At 66.2% G+C, this 21,646-nt stretch carries 19 protein-coding genes; 12 read left to right on the top strand and 7 right to left on the bottom strand.

Annotated features, from left to right (window positions below; genetic code table 11):
- Positions 1 to 34: 34 nt before the first annotated feature.
- Positions 35 to 766: a glutamine amidotransferase gene (locus AB0313_RS01610; RefSeq protein WP_366303258.1), complete on the bottom strand. Its 732-nt coding sequence runs from the start codon at positions 764 to 766 to the stop codon at positions 35 to 37.
- A gap of 20 nt (positions 767 to 786) precedes the next feature.
- Entirely contained in the window at positions 787 to 2,079 is a 1,293-nt protein-coding gene (locus AB0313_RS01605; RefSeq protein WP_366303256.1) for a MurT ligase domain-containing protein, read from the bottom strand.
- Between the two features lie 90 nt (positions 2,080 to 2,169).
- Here AB0313_RS01605 and pdxT point away from each other — a divergent pair, with 90 nt between their 5' ends.
- From pdxT to AB0313_RS01560, 9 genes are all read left to right on the top strand, one after another.
- Positions 2,170 to 2,880, top strand: a complete 711-nt coding sequence (gene pdxT / locus AB0313_RS01600; protein WP_366303121.1) for a pyridoxal 5'-phosphate synthase glutaminase subunit PdxT — start codon at positions 2,170 to 2,172, stop codon at positions 2,878 to 2,880.
- Positions 2,881 to 2,884: 4 nt separating this feature from the next.
- Positions 2,885 to 3,640: a YebC/PmpR family DNA-binding transcriptional regulator gene (locus tag AB0313_RS01595; RefSeq protein WP_018761454.1), complete on the top strand. Its 756-nt coding sequence runs from the start codon at positions 2,885 to 2,887 to the stop codon at positions 3,638 to 3,640.
- Positions 3,641 to 3,708: 68 nt separating this feature from the next.
- On the top strand, positions 3,709 to 4,287 hold the full coding sequence (gene ruvC, locus AB0313_RS01590; RefSeq protein ID WP_141941593.1) for a crossover junction endodeoxyribonuclease RuvC: 579 nt from the start codon (positions 3,709 to 3,711) through the stop codon (positions 4,285 to 4,287).
- A gap of 90 nt (positions 4,288 to 4,377) precedes the next feature.
- Positions 4,378 to 5,022, top strand: coding sequence for a Holliday junction branch migration protein RuvA (gene ruvA / locus AB0313_RS01585; protein ID WP_141941591.1), 645 nt, complete (start codon positions 4,378 to 4,380; stop codon positions 5,020 to 5,022).
- Entirely contained in the window at positions 5,015 to 6,100 is a 1,086-nt protein-coding gene (gene ruvB, locus AB0313_RS01580) for a Holliday junction branch migration DNA helicase RuvB (RefSeq protein ID WP_366303118.1), read from the top strand. The genes ruvA and ruvB overlap by 8 nt, the downstream gene beginning before the upstream one ends.
- Positions 6,101 to 6,308: 208 nt before the next feature.
- On the top strand, positions 6,309 to 6,725 hold the full coding sequence (gene yajC / locus AB0313_RS01575) for a preprotein translocase subunit YajC (protein WP_366303116.1): 417 nt from the start codon (positions 6,309 to 6,311) through the stop codon (positions 6,723 to 6,725).
- A 100-nt stretch (positions 6,726 to 6,825) separates the two neighbouring features.
- Positions 6,826 to 8,583 carry a protein translocase subunit SecD gene (gene secD, locus AB0313_RS01570; RefSeq protein ID WP_141941585.1) on the top strand — a complete coding sequence of 586 codons (1,758 nt, stop codon included), beginning with the start codon at positions 6,826 to 6,828 and terminating at the stop codon, positions 8,581 to 8,583.
- A complete protein-coding gene (gene secF, locus AB0313_RS01565; RefSeq protein WP_141941583.1) occupies positions 8,583 to 9,599 on the top strand; it encodes a protein translocase subunit SecF in 1,017 nt (338 codons plus the stop codon). Before secD ends, secF begins: the two co-directional genes overlap by 1 nt.
- Before the next feature lie 245 nt (positions 9,600 to 9,844).
- Positions 9,845 to 12,139: a bifunctional (p)ppGpp synthetase/guanosine-3',5'-bis(diphosphate) 3'-pyrophosphohydrolase gene (locus tag AB0313_RS01560; RefSeq protein ID WP_141946348.1), complete on the top strand. Its 2,295-nt coding sequence runs from the start codon at positions 9,845 to 9,847 to the stop codon at positions 12,137 to 12,139.
- On the opposite strand, the gene AB0313_RS01555 is transcribed toward AB0313_RS01560, so the two are convergent.
- The 3 genes from AB0313_RS01555 to AB0313_RS01545 form a co-directional block, all read right to left on the bottom strand.
- Entirely contained in the window at positions 12,068 to 12,766 is a 699-nt protein-coding gene (locus AB0313_RS01555) for a type IV toxin-antitoxin system AbiEi family antitoxin (protein WP_141941581.1), read from the bottom strand. The genes AB0313_RS01560 and AB0313_RS01555 overlap by 72 nt on opposite strands.
- A gap of 65 nt (positions 12,767 to 12,831) precedes the next feature.
- Positions 12,832 to 14,331, bottom strand: a complete 1,500-nt coding sequence (locus tag AB0313_RS01550) for a DUF349 domain-containing protein (protein WP_141941579.1) — start codon at positions 14,329 to 14,331, stop codon at positions 12,832 to 12,834.
- Positions 14,332 to 14,397: 66 nt separating this feature from the next.
- Positions 14,398 to 15,216, bottom strand: coding sequence for a peptidylprolyl isomerase (locus AB0313_RS01545; RefSeq protein ID WP_366303112.1), 819 nt, complete (start codon positions 15,214 to 15,216; stop codon positions 14,398 to 14,400).
- A gap of 230 nt (positions 15,217 to 15,446) precedes the next feature.
- Between AB0313_RS01545 and hisS the strand changes: the two genes are divergently transcribed.
- Positions 15,447 to 16,817: a histidine--tRNA ligase gene (gene hisS / locus AB0313_RS01540; protein WP_366303110.1), complete on the top strand. Its 1,371-nt coding sequence runs from the start codon at positions 15,447 to 15,449 to the stop codon at positions 16,815 to 16,817.
- 34 nt (positions 16,818 to 16,851) lie between these two features.
- Here the strand turns inward: hisS and AB0313_RS01535 are convergent, their stop codons facing one another.
- On the bottom strand, positions 16,852 to 18,105 hold the full coding sequence (locus AB0313_RS01535; protein WP_366303108.1) for an APC family permease: 1,254 nt from the start codon (positions 18,103 to 18,105) through the stop codon (positions 16,852 to 16,854).
- A 97-nt stretch (positions 18,106 to 18,202) separates the two neighbouring features.
- Here AB0313_RS01535 and aspS point away from each other — a divergent pair, with 97 nt between their 5' ends.
- Both aspS and AB0313_RS01525 read left to right on the top strand, forming a co-directional pair.
- Positions 18,203 to 19,999, top strand: a complete 1,797-nt coding sequence (aspS, locus tag AB0313_RS01530; RefSeq protein WP_307306091.1) for an aspartate--tRNA ligase — start codon at positions 18,203 to 18,205, stop codon at positions 19,997 to 19,999.
- A 119-nt stretch (positions 20,000 to 20,118) separates the two neighbouring features.
- Positions 20,119 to 20,898, top strand: a complete 780-nt coding sequence (locus AB0313_RS01525; protein ID WP_366303253.1) for a GNAT family N-acetyltransferase — start codon at positions 20,119 to 20,121, stop codon at positions 20,896 to 20,898.
- A gap of 45 nt (positions 20,899 to 20,943) precedes the next feature.
- Here the strand turns inward: AB0313_RS01525 and AB0313_RS01520 are convergent, their stop codons facing one another.
- The gene (locus AB0313_RS01520; protein ID WP_366303106.1) at positions 20,944 to 21,606 is read right to left on the bottom strand and encodes an acVLRF1 family peptidyl-tRNA hydrolase; all 663 of its coding nucleotides are present in this window, start codon (positions 21,604 to 21,606) and stop codon (positions 20,944 to 20,946) included.
- Positions 21,607 to 21,646 lie beyond the last annotated feature (40 nt).

Raw genomic sequence — 21,646 nt, 5'->3', positions numbered from 1 at the left:
CTGAAACCGCCTGTTCCTGCGGCCCTTTTGCGGGTCAGCGGGGACGGCGACCGGCGTGCTCGCGGGCCAGGAGAGCGTAAGTGTCGTCCGGGTTGCCGGGGGAAAAGCTGCCAAACTTGCGCTCAGCGGCCGTGCGGATGAGGAAGTCCGCAATGGCCGGGTTCTTGGGCAGCAGCGAGCCGTGCAAATAGCTGGCCACTATGTTGCGGTAGCGGGCACCCTCATGGCCGTCGTTGCTGTTGTTTCCCGTGCCCTTGGGTACGGTGCCGAGCGGGCGGACCCCAGTGCCCAGGGTCGTCTGGCCGCTGTGGTTCTCGTAGCCCAGGACCTCGCCGAACTCCTGGGTAGACACCTTGACGTTGCCGATCAGGCGCTCATCAGTGCCGTGTGTTTCCACGTCAAGGATGCCGATGCCCGGGATGACCGCGCCCGTGCGGGTCTTGAAGAACCGGCCGAAAAGCTGGTAAAGGCCACAGATGACAAGCATGGGTGCGCCGTCCTCCGCCAGGTCCTTCAGTTGCCCGGCCCGGGCCTGCAGGTCATCCTGGATGACCAGTTGGCCGCTGTCCTGGCCGCCGCCGCCGACGATGATGTCCACGTCCTCCGGGAAGGGATCGCCGACGTTGTACTCAAGCAGTTCAGGGGTGTAGCCGTGCCACTGGATGCGCCGCTGCAGGACCAGGGCGTTGCCCCAGTCGCCGTAGATGTTCATGTCGCGCGGGTACAGCTGCACCACGCGGATGGTGCCCTTGGACCGGCCGTCCATGGCCGCTGCTTCTGCCTGGTTCACGAGACAACCTCCACGGTGGTGATTTTGGACAGTTCGCGGCGGATGGCCAGCATGGCAGTGTAGGTGCAGAAGATGCGCTTGGGCTTGCCCCGGCCCTCCCGGACGAACGCTGCCAGCGCCGCGGGAATATCCGTTTCCACCGCTCCGACGGGAACCTGGTCATACTGCAGCCGAAGTGCCATGTCGTAGGCCCGTGACCCGGTCAAAACGTCCACCCCGCCCTCGCGGAGGGAGTCGAATTCGACATCCCACAGCCAGGACATGTCGCGGCCGTCCGCGTAGTTGTCGTTGATGGCAATCATGGTGGCATAACCGGCGGCGGGGAAGGACTTCAACCCCAGGCGGAAACCGCTCGGGTTTTTCACCAGCACCAGGTCCAGCGGCTGGCCCTCCACGGTGAGACTTTCACCGCGGCCGAAAGCCGGGGCTACCCGGGACAGCGCCTCCAGCAACGTGGCGTGGTCAGCTGTTGCGGCGCCCGCTCCGCAGATGCTCCGGGCCAGCGTCAGGGCGGCGGCGGCGTTGAAGATGTTGTAGACGCCGCGCAGCTTCATCGCCGTGGTGACCGTCCCGCCGTCGTACTCAAACTCGGCGCTGTCCGCGCCCACCTTACGGAGTACGACGTCGGCGGCGGGCTTTTCCGGCAGGGCCGCCGGAGCAGGGCTGCCGGGGGCGGCGCGCATGTCGTCGTCGTTAGGAAAGGTGCCCAGCAGGGAGTGGTCAAGGCCGAAGTACTTGACCTCCTGTCCCGTCAGGGTGTCCGCGATCCTGGCGACCCTTGGGTCTTCACGGTTCAGGACAACCGTTCCGGTGGTTTTGGCGGCGATATGCTGCAGCAGCTGCGCGGTCTTGTCGATCTCGCCAAAGCGGTCCAGCTGGTCACGCAGCACATTGAGGAGCAGGCAGTACCGGGGCGGGACACTGTTCACGAAATGGACGGCATGTGCTTCGTCCAGCTCCAGGACAGCGACGTCTGCGTCCAGCCTCCCGCGCCAGTCAACCTCGCCCAGGAGGGCAGCCGCCACGCCCCGCGTGAAGTTGCTCCCGGTGCGGTTGGTGAACACCTTCAGGCCCTGGCTTTCCAGCAGCTCAACCACCATTTTGGTGGTGGTGGTCTTGCCGTTCGTGCCGCTGACCACCGCAACACCGTGTGGCAGGGTGGTGAGCGTCCGCCGCATGAAGCCGGGGTCGATTTTCTCGACCACCAGGCCTGGGAGGGCGGATCCGCCACCCCGGAGCCGGGAGACCCTGCGGACCAGCTTGCCGAGCGGAACAGTGAAGAAGACCATGTTTTGAATATATCCCAGCAGGGGCATGCAACCTTTGCCGGCCGCGTGCCCGCGGCTTCGGCCATCCTTCACGGCCCGTATGCTGGAGGGATGATTAATCCCCCATCTGCTGCTCCTGCACGCGTGGGTTCGGGCCTGAAGATTGGCGTCCTGGCCCTCCAGGGAGACTTCCGCGAGCACCTGCGTGCCGCGCAGGACACAGGCGCCCAGGCCGTGCCCGTACGCCGTCCGGAGGAACTGGACGGCCTGGACGGTCTCATCATTCCAGGTGGCGAATCCACCGCCATCGATAAGCTCGCACGGGCGTTCGAGCTTGCCGACCCCCTCCGCAAGTACATCGCCGAGGGACTGCCCGTCTATGGATCCTGCGCAGGCATGATCCTGCTCGCCTCGGACATCGCCGACCCCGCAACCGATCTGTCCGGCGCGCCCCAACAGACCTTCGGCGGCCTGGACATCACCGTCCGCCGGAACGCGTTCGGCCGGCAGCGTGAGTCCTTCGAAACCGCCCTGGACTTCAAGGGCCTGGACTTCAGCGCCACCGAATCCGGCGTGGAACCGGTGCACGCGGTCTTTATTCGCGGTCCCTGGGTGGAGCGCGTGGGGCCGGACGTGGAGGTCCTGGCCCAGGTGGAACCGGCGGACCCCGGGCAGGCGTCGCACGCCGTATCGCTCCCCGGGGCGGCTAGAATTGTCGCAGTGCGTTCCGGCCAGCTGCTGGCCACCTCCTTCCATCCGGAAGTGACCGGCGAAAAACGCGTACATGAACTTTTTATCCGAATGATCAGAGGAGAAGCGTAAAGCCATGTCAGGCCACTCCAAATGGGCAACGACCAAGCACAAAAAGGCGATCATTGACAGCCGCCGCGCCAAGTCGTTTGCCAAGCTGATCAAGAACATCGAAGTTGCCGCCCGCATGGGCGGACCGGACCTCGCCGGCAACCCCGGCCTGGAACTGGCTGTCACCAAGGCCAAGAAAACGTCGGTTCCCAACGACAACATCGACCGCGCCATCAAGCGCGGCGCCGGCCTCACCGGCGAAGTGGTGGACTACACCGAAATCATGTACGAGGCCCGCGGGCCCCAGGGCTCGGCCCTGCTGATCGAGTGCCTTACCGACAACAAGAACCGTGCGGCCTCCGAAGTGCGCCTGGCCATCTCCCGCAATGGCGGCACCATCGCCGACCCCGGTTCGGTCAGCTACCTCTTCACCCGCAAGGGCGTGGTGAACCTGCCCAAGAACGGCCTGAGCGAGGATGACGTCCTGATGGCAGTCCTGGACGCGGGCGCGGAGGAAGTCAAGGACAACGGCGAGACCTTCGAGATCCACTCGGAACCGGGCGACCTCCAGGCCATCCGTGAAGCGCTGACGGAAGCCGGCATCGAATACGACACGGACGAGGTGGAGTTCGTGCCGTCAATGCAGGTCGAGCTCGATGTGGACGGCGCGCGCAAGTTCCTCAAGCTCGCCGACGCCCTCGAGGACCTCGACGACGTGCAGAACGTGTACAGCAACGCCGACCTCAGCGACGAAGTCCAGGCTGCCCTGGAATCAGAGTGACGTCCGGCCTTGCCAGGTAATCGGCCGCCCGGGCTGGAACCGGCTGCGCCCGGGGCGCGGGTGCAGGCGTGACCCTCCGCGTCCTCGGCGTCGACCCCGGCCTCACCCGGTGCGGCATCGGTGTGGTGGATGTCGAGCGGAACCGCCGCGCCAGCATGGTGGCCGTCGGCGTCGTGGGCACGTCCCCGGACGAGAGCCTCGACCGGCGCCTGCTGGTGATCGCCACCGCCATTGACGAATGGCTGGACCGCTACGAACCGGAGGTCCTCGCCGTCGAGCGCGTCTTCTCGCAGCTCAACGTCAGCACCGTGATGGGCGTTGCCCAGGCCTCCGGCGTGGTCATCGCGGCGGCGGCCCGGCGGGGAATACCGGTGGCGCTGCATACGCCGTCGGAGGTCAAGGCGGCGGTGACCGGAAGCGGGTCCTCCAACAAGGACGCCGTGACCAAGTTGGTCACCAAGATCCTCCGGCTTGATGCCCCGCCGCGTCCGGCTGACGCTGCCGACGCCCTGGCACTGGCCATCACGCACGCGTGGCGGGCCGGAAGCGGGGCGGCCGTGGCAACCACCGGCCCCGGCAGTTCATCGCTCACGCCTGCCCAGCGGGCGTGGGCCGAAGCCGAGGCCAAGGCGCGCCGCGCACGCTGATTGTCCCTGCTGCTTGCTAGGGTATTCGTAGATATGTTCGGATAGCCGGGGCCACGATATAGGGTCCGGCAGAATAACGGGAGCCCGGCCTTGATCAGTTTCCTCCGCGGAACCGTAGCGCACGTTGGCCTGTCAACGGCAGTGATTGACCTCAACGGCGCGGGCATGAGTGTCTACGCCACGCCGCAGACCCTCAGCCGGCTGCGGGTGGGTGACCAGGGGCAGCTGTTCACCTCCCTGATCGTCAGGGAAGACTCGTTGACGCTTTTCGGCTTCGCTTCCGATGACGAACGCGAGGTATTCGACATCCTGCTCAGTGTCAGCGGTGTCGGCCCCCGCTTGGCTTTGGCAGTCCTGGCGGTGCATGATCCTGAAGCCATCCGCGTCGCAGCGCACACAGGGGACAGCAAGACCTTCACCAAAGTCCCCGGAATCGGGCCCAAGGTGGCCGGCCGGATCGTGCTGGAACTGGCCGGGAAGCTCGTCCCCCATGGAACCCCGGCAGCGCCCGGTGCCGCCACCCCGGCAGAAGCCGCCTGGAAGCCCCAGGTGGTGGCCGCCATGACAAGCCTGGGTTGGTCCGAGAAAGACGCCTCCGCCAGTATCGACAAAGCCCTGGCCGACGATCCTGAGGTGTCCTTCCGCGGCAACGTCCCGGAAATCCTGCGCACCACCCTCCGCTGGCTGGGCCAGGACGGCGCGCGCGCCGGCAACCGCGTAGGCACCCGTGGCTGAACACTCGCTGGTTGCCGCGGGGGAGGAGCCGGAGGAGCGGGCCATCGAGGCCGCGCTCCGGCCCAAGAACCTGGACGACTTCGTTGGCCAGCACCGGGTGCGCAAGCAGCTGTCGCTGGTGCTTCAGGCTTCCCGGATGCGCGGACGGACGGCGGACCACGTGCTGTTCTCCGGTCCGCCGGGCCTGGGCAAGACCACCCTTGCCATGATCGTTGCCGCGGAAATGAACGCCCCGCTGCGCCTCAGCAGCGGACCGGCCATCCAGCACGCCGGCGACCTCGCGGCCATCCTGTCCTCGCTGTCCGAGGGCGAGGTACTGTTCCTCGACGAGATCCACCGCATGTCCCGGCCGGCCGAGGAAATGCTGTACATGGCCATGGAGGACTTCCGGGTGGACATCGTGGTGGGCAAAGGCGCCGGTGCCACCGCCATTCCTCTCGAGCTGCCACCTTTCACCCTGGTGGGTGCCACCACCCGCGCCGGGTTGCTCCCGGGTCCTCTCCGGGACCGGTTCGGCTTCACCGGACACCTCGAGTTCTACTCCGTTCCCGAGCTGGAGCTGGTCCTTCGCCGCTCCGCAGGGCTGCTGGACCTCAAAGTCAATTCCGCCGGGTTCGCCGAAATCGCCGGCCGTTCCCGTGGGACCCCGCGCATCGCCAATCGACTGCTGCGCCGCGTCCGGGACTGGGCGCTGGTGCATGGTGTGGAACAAATCGATGCCAGGTCCGCCTCCGCTGCCCTGGATATGTATGAAGTGGACAAGAAGGGACTGGACCGGCTGGACCGGGCAGTCCTTGACGCCCTCATCACCAAATTCGGCGGCGGTCCCGTGGGTCTGTCCACCCTCGCCATCGCCGTCGGCGAAGAGACCGAAACCGTGGAGACGGTCGCCGAGCCCTTCCTGGTCCGTGAAGGCCTGCTTGGACGCACCCCCCGGGGAAGGATCGCCCTGGCGGCAGCATGGACGCACCTGGGCTACGCCGTCCCGGCCGGTGTCTTCGCACAGGAGCAACTCGACCTTTTTGAAGCCGGCGCAGATGAGTCCCCGGCCGCAGACTTGGCCCCGGACGCCCAATAGCAGGCTCCCTTCAGCTTTTCCCTCTAGACTGGTATGACGCCCGGCACGTTCGGGTCTTTGTTTCGCGGGAGGCCCTGACGCCCCCGTCGCTTGGGGAAGTAGTTGTCAGGCGCTCTGCCTGCATCATGCCAGCCCCGGCCGAAGCGAAGCCGACGTCGCTGGTAAACCAGCTGCACCCGCAAAAGAACGGAATTCCCCCTTGGATCCAATGTCAATTCTCCTGTTCGTCATGCTCGGCGTGTTCATCTTCATGATGTTCCGCCGCAACAAGAAGACGCAGCAGCAGCAGGCAGAGCTCCAGTCGAAGTTCGCCCCGGGCGTGGAGGTCATGACCAGCTTTGGTCTTTTCGGCCGGATCGTTGACATCGACGAGGCCGAAAACAAGGTCACCCTTGAACTTTCCCCCGGAAACCTGGCCACCGTCCACCGCCAGGCAGTTACCAAGGTCGTGGAGCCAGCCGTGGAACCCGCGGCCGAAACCGGCGGGCCCGCTGCCGTTTCGCCGGTGGTACCGAACGACGCTTCCTCGCTCACCTTTGGGGAGACCGGAAGCACGGCCACGGGTACCGAGACCCCCGAAGAAACCCTGAAGCGCCTCAACGACGAGGGCAAGAAGGACAGCTAGGCCCGCTGGCCCCTTTCCTCCCTCTACCGCTGCGGACCACCGCCGGCGCAGGCAGCAGCCCGCGCCGGCGGTTCCTCCGCGAATAAGAGAAAGATCGACAATGGCACGAACTGGCCGCAAGAAGCCGGGGCTCCGCGTCCTGGTCTGGCTTGGCGTACTCCTGGCAGCGCTGACTGCAGTCCTGGCCGGCGGGACCGCCGTCGGACAGGCCAGCTGGGCACCCAAACTCGCCCTGGACCTTGAGGGCGGCACCCAGATGATCCTCGCCCCGAAGGTCGAGGGCGGTTCGGACATCAACGAACAGCAACTCAACCAGGCCGTGGCGATCATCCGCCAGCGCGTCGACGGCTCCGGCGTTTCGGAAGCTGAAATCAGCACCCAGTCAGGGCGCAACGTGGTGGTCAGCCTTCCCGGCACGCCCTCCGCAGAAACCCGCAACCTGATCCAGGCCTCCGCGGACATGAACTTCCGCCCCGTCCTTCTCAACGGAGACGGAGCAGCGGTGCCGCCGGAGTCGCGGACGCCGGATGACAAGCTGCCCAAGCCCACGGCCCAGCCCGCCAACAGCAGCGACACCAACTGGATCACCCCTGACATCTACAAGCAGTTCGAGGCACTGGACTGCAACAGTGCCGCCGCCGAGAAGTCCCAGCGTTCGGATCCCACCAAGCCGCTGGTCACCTGCGAGCCTGCCACCGCCAAGTCTCCGGCCATCAAGTACATCCTGGGTCCCGTGGAGGTCAAGGGCAGCAACATCGTCACGTCGTCCTTCCAGCTGCAGCAGGGTGCGCAGGGTGCCGTCACCAATGACTGGGCCGTCAACATCCAGTTCGACGCCGAAGGAACAGCAAAGTTCAAAGACGTCACCGAGCGCCTGAACCAGTTCTACGTGGCCGCCGGCGGTCAATCGGGCACCGACCCGAAGTCCCAGTTCGCCATCGTCCTGGACGACCAGGTCATTTCCGCGCCGCGCGCGCTGGCAGTGATCACCGACGGACGTCCCCAGATCACCGGCGGCTTCACCGAGCAGACCGCCAAGGCACTGTCAGACCAGTTGAAGTTCGGCGCACTGCCCATCAGCTTCGACATCCAGAGCGAACAGCAGATCTCCGCCACCCTCGGTGGGGAGCAGTTGCGGATGGGCCTGCTGGCCGGCCTGATCGGGCTCCTGCTTGTGGTGGTGTACTCGCTGTTCCAGTACCGTGCCCTCGGCTTCGTCACCATCGCCTCCCTGGTGGTGGCAGGCGCCCTGACGTACCTCGCCATCGCCATCCTCGGCTGGACCGAGAACTATCGTCTTTCGCTGGCCGGCGTGGCAGGCATCATCGTGGCCATTGGCCAGACGGCAGACTCCTTCATCGTCTACTTCGAGCGAATCCGCGACGAACTGCGCGAAGGGCGCGGACTGGTGTCCGCCGTCGAAAACGGCTGGAAGCGCGCCAAGCGGACCGTCCTGGCCTCCAAGGCCGTCAACCTGCTTGCGGCCCTCGTGCTGTATTTCGTTGCCGTGGGCAACGTGCGCGGTTTCGCCTTCACGCTGGGCCTGACCGCCATCGCCGACCTCATCGTGGTGTTCATGTTCACCCACCCCACGCTGCAGCTCCTGGCCCGCACGCGCTTCTTCGGTGAAGGACACAAGTTCTCCGGCCTGGATCCAGAACGGCTGGGCGCCGTGCCGCTGTACCGCGGTGCAGGACGCATCCGAACACCGGAAGACAAGCCTGCGCTGGTTCGGACCAAGAACACCGGGGCGGCTGCAGAGGCTGAGCGACGCATGACCATCGCCGAACGGCGTTTGGCAGAGAAGCAGGAACAGCTGGCTGGCTCGTCCAAGACCTCCGCGAAGGAGAACAAGTAATGTCAGGCTTCGCCACTTTCGGCAACGAGCTCTACACCGGCAAACGCTCCTACGACTTCGTCGGCGCCAAGAAAATCTGGTTCATCATCGCCGCGGTGGGAGTGGCCCTTTCCATCATCATCCCGGTGGCCAAGGGCGGCTTCAACCTCGGCATCGAGTTCCGTGGCGGCTCCGAGTTCACGGTTTCGAACGTCAAGACCACAGATGCCACTGTCGGCGAGAAGGCTGTCACGGACGTGGTGTCCGGCAGCGTTCCGCGGGTGGCCAACGTGGCCGGCAACACCATGCGGATCCAGACGGACAAGCTGACCGACGACGAAACCCTCCGGATCAAGCAGGGGCTCACCGGGGCGTACGGCGTCACCGACAACGAGGTGACCTCCACGTTCGTTGGACCTACCTGGGGTGCTGACGTGACCAAGCAGGCATTGATCGGTTTGGTGGTGTTCGTTCTGCTTGCGGCGCTCCTGATGGCCCTGTACTTCCGCACGTGGAAGATGTCCGTCTCTGCCCTCGCCGGCATGGCTGTGACCATGTTCATCACTGCCGGGGTGTACGCGCTGAGCGATTTCGAGGTCACGCCCTCGGCCATCATCGGCTTCCTGACCGTCTTGAGCTACTCGCTGTACGACACCGTGGTGGTCTTCGATAAGATCCGTGAGAACACCTCGGGCATTGATGCGTCCACGCGGCGCACCTTCGCCGAGGAAGTAAACCTCGCCGTCAACCAAACGCTGGTGCGGTCCATCAACACCATGATGGTGGCTATCCTTCCCGTGGGCGCCATCCTGTTCATTGGTGCAGGGCTCCTGGGGGCAGGAACCCTGCGGGACCTGTCGCTGGCCTTGTTCGTCGGGATCCTGATCGGCACCGCGGCCACCATTTTCGTTGCCGCCCCGATGTACGCATGGCTCCGGCAGGGCGAACCGGACCTGGTCAAGCAGGCGCGGCGCGTGCAGCAACGCCGGGCCGGGGCAGGGGAACGGTCGGCCCCGGCATCGCCGGCCAAGGCCTGACAAGCCCGCGCCGGCCGTCCTGTGATCCGGAAGAGGCCGGGCAGCGCACACTGTGCGCTGCCCGGCCTCTTCCTATTCTCTCCCGGTTATAAAAGTGGGTGCCTTGAGGAATAGACTGGGGTAATTAAACGGTGGTGAGGGGTGCTTCATTGGAAGAACGTTCGGCGGCGGCGCCAACGGCACAGGAAGAAAAGAGTCCTGCCGGTGTACAGGCCGGTTCGGCAGCCCCGGCGCGCCCCGGTTCCCTGGTCCCCGTGGACAACTCGGGATCCCGTGCCACATTCCCTGGCCGCCGTGAACGCACCCGCTCCCGCCTGGCCCGCCTGACCGGCCGGGGCACCGCAACCTACTCGCCCATCCTTGAGCCGCTGCTCCGGACAGTGCGCGCCAATAATCCCAAAGAGGACTTCGACCTCATCCAGCGGGCCTTCGACGTAGCCGAACGCAGCCATCGGGGCCAGAAACGCAAGAGCGGCGACCCATACATCACCCATCCGGTGGCCGTGGCCACCATCCTTGCTGAGCTGGGCCTCAGCGGAACCACGCTGGCCGCGGCCCTCCTCCATGACACGGTGGAAGACACCCCCTACACGCTTGCGGACCTCAAACGGGACTTCGGGCCGGAAGTGGCCATGCTCGTTGATGGCGTCACCAAGCTGGACAAGGTCAGTTTCGGCGAGGCCGCCCAATCGGAGACGGTCCGCAAAATGGTCGTGGCCATGGCCAAGGACATCCGCGTCCTGATGATCAAACTTGCTGACCGGTTGCACAACGCCCGCACCTGGCGCTTCGTATCTGCCGAGTCGTCAGCCCGCAAAGCGCGTGAAACCCTTGAAATCTTCGCTCCGCTGGCGCACCGACTGGGTATGAACACCATCAAGTGGGAACTTGAGGACCTGTCGTTCGCGGCGCTTTACCCCAAAGTGTACGAAGAGATCGTCCGGATGGTGGGGGACAGGACCCCTGAGCGGGAAAAGAGCCTGGGGGTGATCCGCGACCAGATTACCGAGGACCTGCGCACCGCCCGGATCAAGGCGACCATCACGGGACGGCCCAAGCACTACTACTCGATCTACCAAAAGATGATCGTCCGCGACAAGGACTTCGACGACATCAACGACCTCATGGGCGTCCGCGTCCTGGTGGACTCGGTCCGGGACTGCTACGCCGCCCTGGGCATCATGCATTCGCGCTGGAACCCGCTGCCCGGCAGGTTCAAGGACTACATCGCGATGCCCAAGTTCAACATGTACCAATCGCTGCACACCACGGTGATCGGCCCCGGCGGCAAGCCGGTGGAAATCCAGATCCGCACCCATGAGATGCATCGACGGGCAGAATACGGCGTGGCGGCCCACTGGAAGTACAAGGACCAGCCCAACCGCACCGCAGTCGGTCCCGGCAGTCCCCGCGACGGCGACATGGGCTGGCTGCGTTCCCTGGTGGACTGGCAGCAGGAGACCTCGGACCCGGGCGAGTTCCTGGACTCGCTGCGCTTTGAAATCAACGCCCGCGAGGTGTTCGTCTTCACGCCCAAGGGCGAAGTCATGGCCTTGCCTGCCGGATCCACGCCGGTGGACTTCGCCTACGCCGTACACACGGAAGTTGGCCACCGCACCATCGGCGCCAGGGTCAACGGCAAGCTGGTGCCGCTCAACAGCGAGCTTAACCACGGCGACTGGGTGGAGATCTTCACCTCCAAGGCCGAGGGGGCCGGACCGAGCCAGGACTGGCAGCACTTCGTCAAGAGCGCCAGGGCGCGCAACAAGATCCGCCAGTGGTTCAGCAAGGAACGCCGCGAGGAGGCAATCGACCGCGGCAAGGAACTGCTGACCCGGGCCATGCGGAAGCAGAACCTTCCGCTGCAGCGCCTGATGACCCATGAGGCGCTGGCCGCCGTGGCGGAAGAGTTCAAGTACGCCGACATTTCGGGCCTGTACGCCGGCGTGGGGGACGGGCACACGTCCGCCCAGTCGGTCATGGAGAAGCTCATCGAGAGCCTGGGCGGCAACGAGAGCGCCGATGATGATGTTGAAGAAGTCAGCATCCCCACGCAGGTCACGAAGGCCCGCTTCTCGGACTCCGGCGTGGTGGTGCGCGGCGTGGGCGATGTCTGGGTCAAGCTCGCCCGGTGCTGCACACCCGTTCCGCCGGACCCCATTCTTGGTTTTGTGACCCGCGGGTCCGGGGTCTCCGTGCACCGCACGGACTGCACCAACATCTCCGACCTGAAGGACCAGCCGGACCGGATCGTCGATGTGGACTGGGCCCCTACGCAGTCCAGCGTCTTCCTGGTGGAAATCCAGGTGGAGGCTTTGGACCGCAAGTCACTGCTCTCGGACGTGACGCGTGTACTCTCCGACAATCACGTGAACATCCTCGCGGCCAGCGTCCACACCTCCACGGACCGGGTGGCCATCTCGAAGTTCGCTTTCGAGATGGGCGACCCCAAGTACCTCAGCCACGTACTAAGCGCCGTCCGCAGGATCGACGGGGTTTTCGACGTCTACCGGACCACCGGGAACAAACGCCGGAGCTAGCCGGGCAAGTTTTTCCAGGGCAGCGCGTTTGTGTGGGACCCGGGGTGTCGCCTCGATGGCGCGTACCAGAAGGCGAAGCTTCACATCCTTCTGCGGGCGTGCCAGGAGACCGGCCAGGGCTGGAACGGCTCGCTCTGGTTCAACATGCAGGGCGATATCAAGTGCCGTCCGCAAGGGGCTGGAGACCATGAGTCCGCCCAGGCTGACCACATCCAGGGGCCCCAGCCGGACCTCATGCAGAGTGCAGCCGCGGGTATTCCGAAGGCTGGACACCCTCCGTTTTGCGTCCACCAGCAGCGCCAGCCGGTCAGGCTCCGCGGCGCATCCGTAGATCCATGCTGCTGTCATCCGCCCGGCCACCACCCGTTGCCGGATTGGCGCCGGGACCGCGCCGGCTGCCGCCCTGGCCCGCAGCTGTGGAGAAGCGGTGACTCCCGGGAGGGTGTAGCCCTGTTGATGGAACCGGGCCAGCAGGCCGTCTGCCGCGAGGGACTGCAGTTCGGGGCCCGCGAAGGGCATCCCCGGAGCGTATAACTCCGGAAAGCGGGGCATGACGGCGGCGTCGCCTGAGGTGGCCTGGCGGTCCGGGCGGAGAGCGCCGGCGGGGGGAACTGGTGGTGTCGCCATATCCCTATCCTGCCCGCACGCACATAACCGGGACAGGGCCTGTGCGCGTCAGCTGGCCGAAAAAGTCAGGAGAGCTCGCTTGCCGAACGCTGGATCTGGTCGAGCCAGGCCTGGCGCGCCTCCAGGGCTTCGCGGGCCGCCTTGATCTTGCCCTCGTTGCCGCTCTTCTCAGCCGTGGCCAGGTCTTCCTGAAGGCCTGCGATGGCTGATTCCAGCTGGGACAGCGCGCTGTTGGTGCGTGCCTTGCGCTCCGGGTTGGACCGCTGCCACTGCTCTTCCTCCGCCTGGCGAACGGCGTCCTCCACCTTCCGCAGGCCGGCCTCAACCCGGCCCATGTCGGCGCGGGGCACCTTGCCTGCCTCTTCCCAACGGTCGCGGATGGACTGGAGTGCCTTCTTCGCCGCCGCCAGGTCCTTGACCGGGAGGATGGTGTTGGCCTCTTCCAGAAGCGCTTCCTTGACCGTGAGGTTCGCGGCGTATTCCTGGTCGATCTCGTCGTTGGCGGCCTGGCGGGAGGTGAAGAAGACGTCCTGGGCGGCACGGAACCTGGCCCACAGCGCGTCGTCATCCTTGCGGCTGGCCCGCGGGGACGCCTTCCACTGATCCATCAGCCTGCGGTACTCGCCGGCGGCGTAACCCCAGTCCGTGGATGTTGACAAGGCCTCAGCCTCGGCAATCAGCTTCTCCTTGGCGGCCTTCGCGGCGGAGTTGTTGCTGTCCAGCTGGGAGAAGTAGGCCCGGCGGTGGCGGTCGAAGACGGTCCGGGCGGCACGGAACCGCTTCCACAGTGCGTCTTCGTTGCTGCGGCCCAGCCGCACGCCGCTCTTCTGGGCTGCCTTCCAGTTCTCAAAAAGCTCGTTCATCCGGGCGCTGGAGGTCTTCCACTGCGTCTGGGACGGATCCTGGCCGGAAATCTGTTCGGCCTCGGCAACGATGGCTTCACGCGCTGCCAGCTCGGAGGCGCGCACGGCGTCGTGCTCGGCCTTTTCGGCCTTCTCCAGCTCGGCGATCTGGCCGGACAGTTTGTCCAATCGTGCCTCGGCCGCGCGGAGGTCGCCCACCATGTTGCGTTCGGCCAGCTGTTCATGCAGGTGCGTCACCGTCTTCTGCATGTCTGTGCTGGGGGCCTTGGAGCTGACCCGCTGCTCCAGCAGCACGATCTGCGCCACCACGTCGTCGTACTTCCGCGCGAAGTAAAGCAGGGCTTCGTCGTCGCTGACGCCGGGGTACTGGCCGACGGGGTGCTCTCCGCCGTCGATGTTCAGGTAGACGTGGCCGTCTCCCTCCACACGTCCCCATTTGGACGCTTCGGCAACAGACGTGCTGGGCGCGGCAGGAACCGGAGCTGCGGCCGGGGCAGCGGCAGCCGGCTTGGGCCGCGATGCGAAGGCTGCGGGGGAGGGTGCAGACGGCCGCGGGCCGGGAGCAGGTGCCGGTGCCGCGGGAGCCTCCGGGGCCGCAGGGGACTGGGCGGCAGGTACGTCCGTACCTTCGTTGGCGTCCGAAGCCGCCGCCGTTTCGGTCAGGTCTGTTGCTGTTTCGTCGGATTTCTGACTGTCTGTCACCGCTAAAAGTCTTTCGCTTGGAGGGAAATACTCACGTGCTCACCGTGGCCTGTACAGCCCGGCTTCCTACTTCAGAGAAAACGAGTCTATCGTGACTGGTTGTTTTGGCGCGCCGTCCGTGTCGCTGGTGCCCGGCGTGATTCCCGCGGCTGCAATGTTGGACACAACGTCCAGGCCGGACGTCACCTTTCCCACAACGGTGTAGCCCCCGGCAGCGTCCGCCGGGATAACGGTGTCCTTGTACACAATGAAGAACTGTGTTCCGTTGCCGTAGGCGTTGTTGCCCGTGCGGGCGACGGCGATGGTGCCGGCAGGGTAGGTGTTGTCAGCGGGGGTGTTCTCCAGCGGGCCCCACGTGTAATTGGGGTCGCCCTGGCCGTCTCCGTTGGGTGATCCGCACTGAAGCACGCCGAACTTGTCGGCGGTGGTCAGCCGGTGGCACGTCTTGCCGTTGAAGTAGCCCTGGTCGCCGAGCGATTTGAAGACCGCGGCCGCCTGCGGCGCCTTGGTGCCGTCCACTTCCACGCCAAGCGGGCTGCCGTTTAACAGCAGCTGGCCCGTGAAAGTCTTGCCGGCCGCAGTGTCTGCAGCGGGAATGTTCGGTCCGTTGGTTGCCGGTGCCGACGGGGTGGCGGACGGGCTCGCCGAGGCGGATGGCTCCGCCAGTCCTGCCTGCGCGGCAGCGTATTCGTCCTCCGTTGGGTTTCCGGCGAATGCGGTGAGTTGAAGGACGACGGCGAGCACCACGGCAGCAGCCCCCGCACCGGCGGCGACGAGGTTGTCGCGCTTCCGCCGCTTCTCCTGGCCGCGCCGGAGCTCACGCTTGGCTTCCATTTGCTGGATGCGCCGTTTTGCTTCGCGGGCACTGCGTGAACTGGCCGCCAAGGGTCCTCCTCATCGTCGGTCTGCTGGTGCCCTGCGGTTGGCCGCAGGGCGCAGTCATCAGGCGCCAGGCTCCCCGCTTCCGCCGCATTAGAGATGCACACGGATGCCGCATAAACTGGCTGCCGCACATAGTTTATGCATGGCTGGCTGTGCTGCCGCCGCACGCTGCCTCTTAATGGGGTACGTCAGGCAGCCCGCCGTGCCGTCCATCCCTAAGGAGAACCTTCCCCATGGCACGCACCGCCTCCCTGTCCGGATTCCCCGAGTGGCTTCCCGAGGAGCGGCTGGTGGAGCTGCATGTGCTCGATACCCTGCGCCGGGTCTTTGAATTGCATGGGTTCGGCTCGATCGAAACCCGCGCAGTGGAAACCGTGGGCCAGCTACTCCGCAAGGGGGAGATCGACAAGGAAGTGTATGGCCTCAGCCGGCTCCAGGAGGACGAGAGCGACAACCCCGTCAAGGGCGGCAAGGCCGATCCCAACGCGCTTGCCCTGCATTTCGACCTGACAGTGCCCTTCGCGCGGTACGTCGTGGAGAACGCCGGCTATTTGTCCTTCCCCTTCCGCAGGTACCAGATCCAGAAGGTGTGGCGGGGGGAGCGGCCCCAGGAAGGACGCGCGCGGGAGTTCACGCAGGCCGACATCGACGTGGTAGGCGACGGCGAGCTTCCGTTCCGCTACGACGTGGAGATTGCGCTGGTGATCGCCGAGGCACTCAGCGCCCTGCCCATCCCCGACTTCCGGCTGCGCATCAACAACCGGAAACTCGCTGAGGGCTTCTACCGCGGCATCGGACTCGATGACACGGCAGGGGTCCTGCGCAGCATCGACAAGCTCGAAAAGATCGGGGCCGCCAAGGTGGCCGAGCTGCTCAAGACTGAACTCGGCGCTTCCGACGAGCAGGCGGCCAAGGCCCTGCAGCTGGCTGCCATCCGCACCGAGGACACGTCCTTTGTGGCCCAGGTCCGGGCCCTGGGCGTCAGCAACGAACTCCTGGATGAAGGCCTGGACGAACTGGAACAGGTCATCGACGCCGCCGTGCAGAGGGCCCCGGGCAAGGTCCTGGCGGACCTCAGCATTGCCCGAGGCCTCGACTACTACACGGGGACTGTGGTGGAAACCGTGCTGGTGGGCCACGAGCAGCTGGGCTCCATCTGCTCCGGCGGCCGCTACGATGCCCTGGCGTCCAAAGGCAACCGCAAGTTCCCCGGCGTCGGCCTGTCCATCGGCGTCACCCGCCTCGTGTCCCGGATCCTGAGCCAGGACCTGGCCAAGGCCTCCCGCTCAGTCCCTACCGCGGTGCTGGTGGCCCTGAACCATGACGACAGCTGGGGGGCCGCCCAGGATGTTGCCGCCCTGCTGCGCAGCCGGGGTATTCCCACTGAAGTTGCGGCGAAAGCGGAGAAATTCGGCAAGCAGATCAAGTTCGCCGACCGGCGCGGCATTCCCTTCGTCTGGTTCACGGACGAGGACGGTACCCACCAGGTCAAGGACATCCGCACCGGCGAGCAGGTACTGGCAGCCCCCGAAACCTGGATGCCGCCGCTGGAGGACCTGGTGGTTCAGGTAGAGACCACGGCCACGGCGGCAGCTACGGTCTAGCCGGCAGGGCCAGGGCGGGGCTGGGGTGGCCGGCCTAACGACGTGGCTGGTGCTGCCGGAATCGAAGCGCCAGCCAGCGCCCCGCCATGCCTGCGGCGATGACCGCAGCCATGGTCAGGACGGGAGCCGCCGGCAGCGTGAAGGCAAGGACCACGCACCCTACGAAACCCACCGCGTTGAGCCAGCGGGGAGCATAGCCCGGGTGGATGGCAAGGGTGTAGGCAGCCGCGTTCGCCACCGCGTAATACACCAGCACACCGAAGCTTGAGAAGCCCACTACCGTCATCACGTTGGTGGTGAGCAGGAGCAGGATGACGACGGCGGCCACGGCAAGTTCCGCCACGAACGGAACCGTGTGGGTGCCGCCCACTTTTGCCAGTGGGCCTGGAAGATCGCGTTCCCGCGCCATGGCCAGGGTGGTCCGCCCCACGCCCGTGATCAGCGCGAGGAGCGCGCCCAGGCACGCGGCGGCGGCGCCCGCCTGCACCAGCGGCGCAGCAGGGGCAAGACGGGAGACCAGTACTGCATCAAGCAAGGGGGCTCCGGAATTGGAAAGCCGCACTCCGAGATGCGCCAGCAGGAGCACTGCCAGCAGCAGGTAGATAGCGAAGGCGGCTGCCAGGGCCGCCAAAATGGCCCGTGGGATGGCCCGCGCCGGATTCCTGACCTCTTCGCCAAGAGTGGCGATCCGGGCGTAGCCGGCAAACGCGAAGAACATCAGGCCCGCGGCAGGGAGGACCCCTGCCAGTCCGCCGGACCGCGTGCCCGCTGTCCCTGCGGCAGGGTGCGGACCCAGCACCGAGGCGATGGCAACAAACACGAGCGTTGCCAGGACCATGCACAGCAGGATCCGCGTCAGCAGGGCGGTACGGGTAATGCCCAGCAGGTTGACGCCGGTGAGGGCCACCACGGCGGCTACGGCCACCGGTACGGCATAGTCCCGCGCCACGTAACTGCCGAATGTCAAAGCCATGGCCGCGCACGATGCCGTCTTGCCCGTCACGAAACCCCATCCGGCAATAAAGCCCGGCCACTCACCGAGCTGTTTGCGGCCGTACACATAGGTCCCGCCGCTGGTGGGGTACTTCGCGGCGAGGGCTGCGGAAGCAACGGCATTGCAGTACGCCACAACGCCCGCAACCGCCACGGCCAGGACCAGCAAATTCCCCGCAAGCGCGGCCGCGGGGGCGAATACCACAAACACGCCGGCGCCCAGCATGGAACCGAGGCCAATGGCCGTGGCATCGAAGGTTCCCAAGCGGCGTTGCAGCTGCTGCGGTTCGCTCATGCGGCGGCAGTCCCTTTCCAGCGGGTAAACTCGAACGGGATCGTTCCCGCAACGATCATATTGAACTTCCCACTGTTTTCCCGCAGAAAGGCGTGCTGTGCTGCGCACACATGACCTCGGATCCCTTCGCTCCGAGCACATAGGACAAACCGTAACCCTGGCCGGCTGGGTGGGCCGCCGTCGTGATCACGGTGGTGTGGCATTCGTGGACCTGCGCGACGCTTCCGGCGTCGCCCAGGTGGTGGTCCGCGAGGAAGAAGTGTTCCACGGACTGCGCAACGAGTACGTCCTGCAGGTCAAGGGCACTGTCTCCAGGCGTCCGGAAGGCAACGAAAATCCTGCGCTGGCAACCGGCGAGATCGAGGTCATTGCCGAGGACGTCACCATCCTCAACACCTCGGACCCCTTGCCGTTCCAGATTGATGAGCACGTGGAAGTCGGCGAGGAAGCCCGCCTCAAGCACCGGTACCTGGACCTGCGCCGCCCCGGCCCCAGCCGCAACCTGCGCCTCCGCTCCGAAGCCAACCGCGTGGCCCGCGACCTGCTGCACCAGGAGGGCTTCGTGGAGATCGAGACCCCCACGCTGACGCGTTCGACGCCGGAAGGCGCCCGGGACTTCCTGGTTCCGGCACGCCTGGCCCCGGGTTCGTGGTACGCCCTCCCACAGTCCCCGCAGCTTTTCAAGCAGTTGCTGCAGGTGGGCGGCTTCGAGAAGTACTACCAGATCGCACGCTGCTACCGCGACGAAGACTTCCGTGCCGACCGGCAGCCGGAATTCACCCAGCTGGACATTGAAGCGAGCTTCGTTGACCAGGACGACATCATCCGGCTGGGCGAAAACATCGTCAAGGCCGTGTGGCAGCTCATAGGAGTGGACATCCCCACGCCCATCCGGCGCATCACCTACGCCGACGCCATGGCCCGGTACGGTTCGGACAAGCCGGATCTCCGTTTCGGCCAGGAGCTGACCGAGCTCACCGAATTCTTCAAGGACACGAATTTCGGCGTGTTCAAGGCTCCCTACGTGGGCGCCGTGGTCATGCCGGGCGGCGCTTCGCAGGCACGCCGCGCCCTGGATGCCTGGCAGGAATGGGCCAAGCAGCGCGGCGCCAAGGGCCTGGCGTACGTCCTGTACAAGGAGGACGGCGAGCTCGCCGGTCCGGTCGCCAAGAACCTCACGGAAATCGAGCGCGCGGGACTGGCCGACGCCGTAGGTGCCAAGCCCGGCGACTGCATCTTCTTCGCGGCGGGTGAGAAGACGCCCTCGCGTGCCCTCCTGGGTGCTGCCCGCGTGGAGATCGGCCACCGCACCGGCCTGATCGATCCCAACGCGTGGGCATTCTGCTGGGTTGTGGACGCACCCATGTTCGAGCCGGCAGCTGCCGCCGTTGCCTCCGGCGACGTCGCCGTCGGCGGAGGACAGTGGACCGCTGTGCACCACGCCTTCACCTCACCCAAGCCGGAATTCCTGGACACCTTCGACAAGGATCCCGAGTCGGCGCTGTCCTATGCCTATGACATTGTCTGCAACGGCAACGAAATTGGCGGCGGCTCCATCCGTATCCACCAGCGCGAGGTGCAGGAACGCGTCTTCGAGCTGATGGGCCTGGATAGGGAGGACGCCCAGACCAAGTTCGGCTTCCTGCTGGAAGGCTTCAAGTACGGCGCACCCCCGCACGGCGGCATCGCCTTTGGCTGGGACCGCGTGGTGTCGCTGCTGGCAGGAGTCGAGTCAATCCGGGACGTCATCGCCTTCCCGAAGTCCGGCGGCGGCCACGACCCCCTCACCGAGGCGCCGGCCCCCATCACGCCGCAGCAGCGCAAGGAAGCAGGCGTGGACTTCAAGCCGGAGGCCAAAAAGCCGGAAGAGAAGAAGCCCGAAGGCAAGCAGTAACACAGGGAGCGCGGCCGCGCCGTACTCACGGAGGTTCCCCGGTCCGCCGGGGGACCTCCTGCCGTTTACAGCCGTTCGTGAAGGAGAAGCCGGTGTCCACCGAGAGCCATATCCGGCCCATGGCCGTGGACCTTGAAAACGCCATGGATGCCGCCTGGCCGGCCCTGGAGAAGCAAGCGGCAGGCGGCTGGATCCTCAGGGCGGCGGAAGGCGTCACCCAGCGGGCCAACTCGGTCTGGCCGCGTGACCTTTCCGGTCATTCGGAGCAGAACCTTCCCGCCCTGCTCCGCGAGGCGCGGTCCTGGTACCGCAGCCGGCGGCTGCCGGTCATCTTCCAGCTCTTCGACACCCCGGCAGCATCCGCACTCCACCAGCTGCTGGACGCCGAGGGCTTCACCAGCCAGTCCGAGACCTTGGTCATGACGCGCCGCGCCACGGACGTCCGGGTTCCCGCAGGTGCCAGGCCGGCGGTGGAGCTCTCCATGGAACCGTCGCAGGAGTGGCTGCGGGTTTGGTGGACGGTGGACGGCCGCGGCGGGGAGGACGCCCTGGCCGTGGCCGGGAAGATTCTCCGAGGCTGCCCGTCTCTGTATGCCTTGGCCCGGGACGATGACGGCCGGCCCGCCGCCGTCGGGCGCCTTGCCCTTCCCGCCGGGAGCAACCAGGGCGGCCTGTATTGCATGGCAACCCTGCCGGAAGCACGCCGGCGGGGCTTCGCCGCAGCAATCCTGCAGGCCCTGCTGCAGGCCGGCGCGGAGCATGGAGCCGCCGGCTTCTGGCTGCTTGTCACAGCCGCGAACCATGGCGCGCAGAAGCTGTATGCGAAAGCCGGCTTCCGCGAAACCGCCCGCTACGTCTACCGGCAGGAACGGCCCCGGCGTGCGCTCACCGGCTGCTGACTGACAGCCATTGGTTGAGCTCGTCGAAACCTGACTTCCACCGTCCTAGGCATCCGTCACCGTGATCCGCACCGAGCAGGCGTCCGCCGCCGCCTTCTTCAACACGGCGGCCCGGGGCTCAACCACATCAAGGTAAGCAAGGCGCGGCAGGCGTGCGTAGTCACGCATCAGGGGTTCTTCAAGCACCAGGTCAGCCAGTGACCTGTCACCGCCCGGCACTACATATTCGAAGGCGTGGCCGGCGAAGACCAGCCTGGCCTGCTCCGCCACCGCCGCCACCAGCGCGTCCGCCTGGTTGGAACGGCGCCGGGCAAAGCGTTGCTGGGACTGGCCCCCGGCGGCGGTTCGGGACTGCACGTACCTGGTGCCGGCCTTCGCTGCAAGCAGCACGCCTTCGCTTGCCACCCCGACGCCGTAACCGCCGCGCCGTACCAGCAGCAGTCCCAGCCGGCGCGGCTGCGACGCAAGGGCAGCCAGCCGCTCCAGGGGTCCGTCGCCGCGTCCCGGGCGTCCGTCTGCCGGCCAGGGCGGCTGCAGCAGTGCTTCCGCGCCGTCGCCTGCCACAAGGCGGAGGCCGTCGTCGTCATCCTGCATCCGGTAGCCGCCGTGGGAGGCGCCGAAGCGCTTCGCCCAGCCGGCCAGCCGGGCACCGGAAACGAATGCCGTCCGGACTGGGGGCGGTGTGCCGGGCGAACCTGGGGCGGGCATGGCGGTTCCTCAAGTATCAGGGGACCGGCGGGAAGGCCGG

The organism is Pseudarthrobacter sp. NPDC080039 (assembly GCF_040702335.1).
Lineage (GTDB): Bacteria > Actinomycetota > Actinomycetes > Actinomycetales > Micrococcaceae > Arthrobacter > Arthrobacter enclensis_A.
Note: the sequence above shows the minus strand (reverse complement) of the source record. Positions and strands in the feature narration are given on the sequence as shown.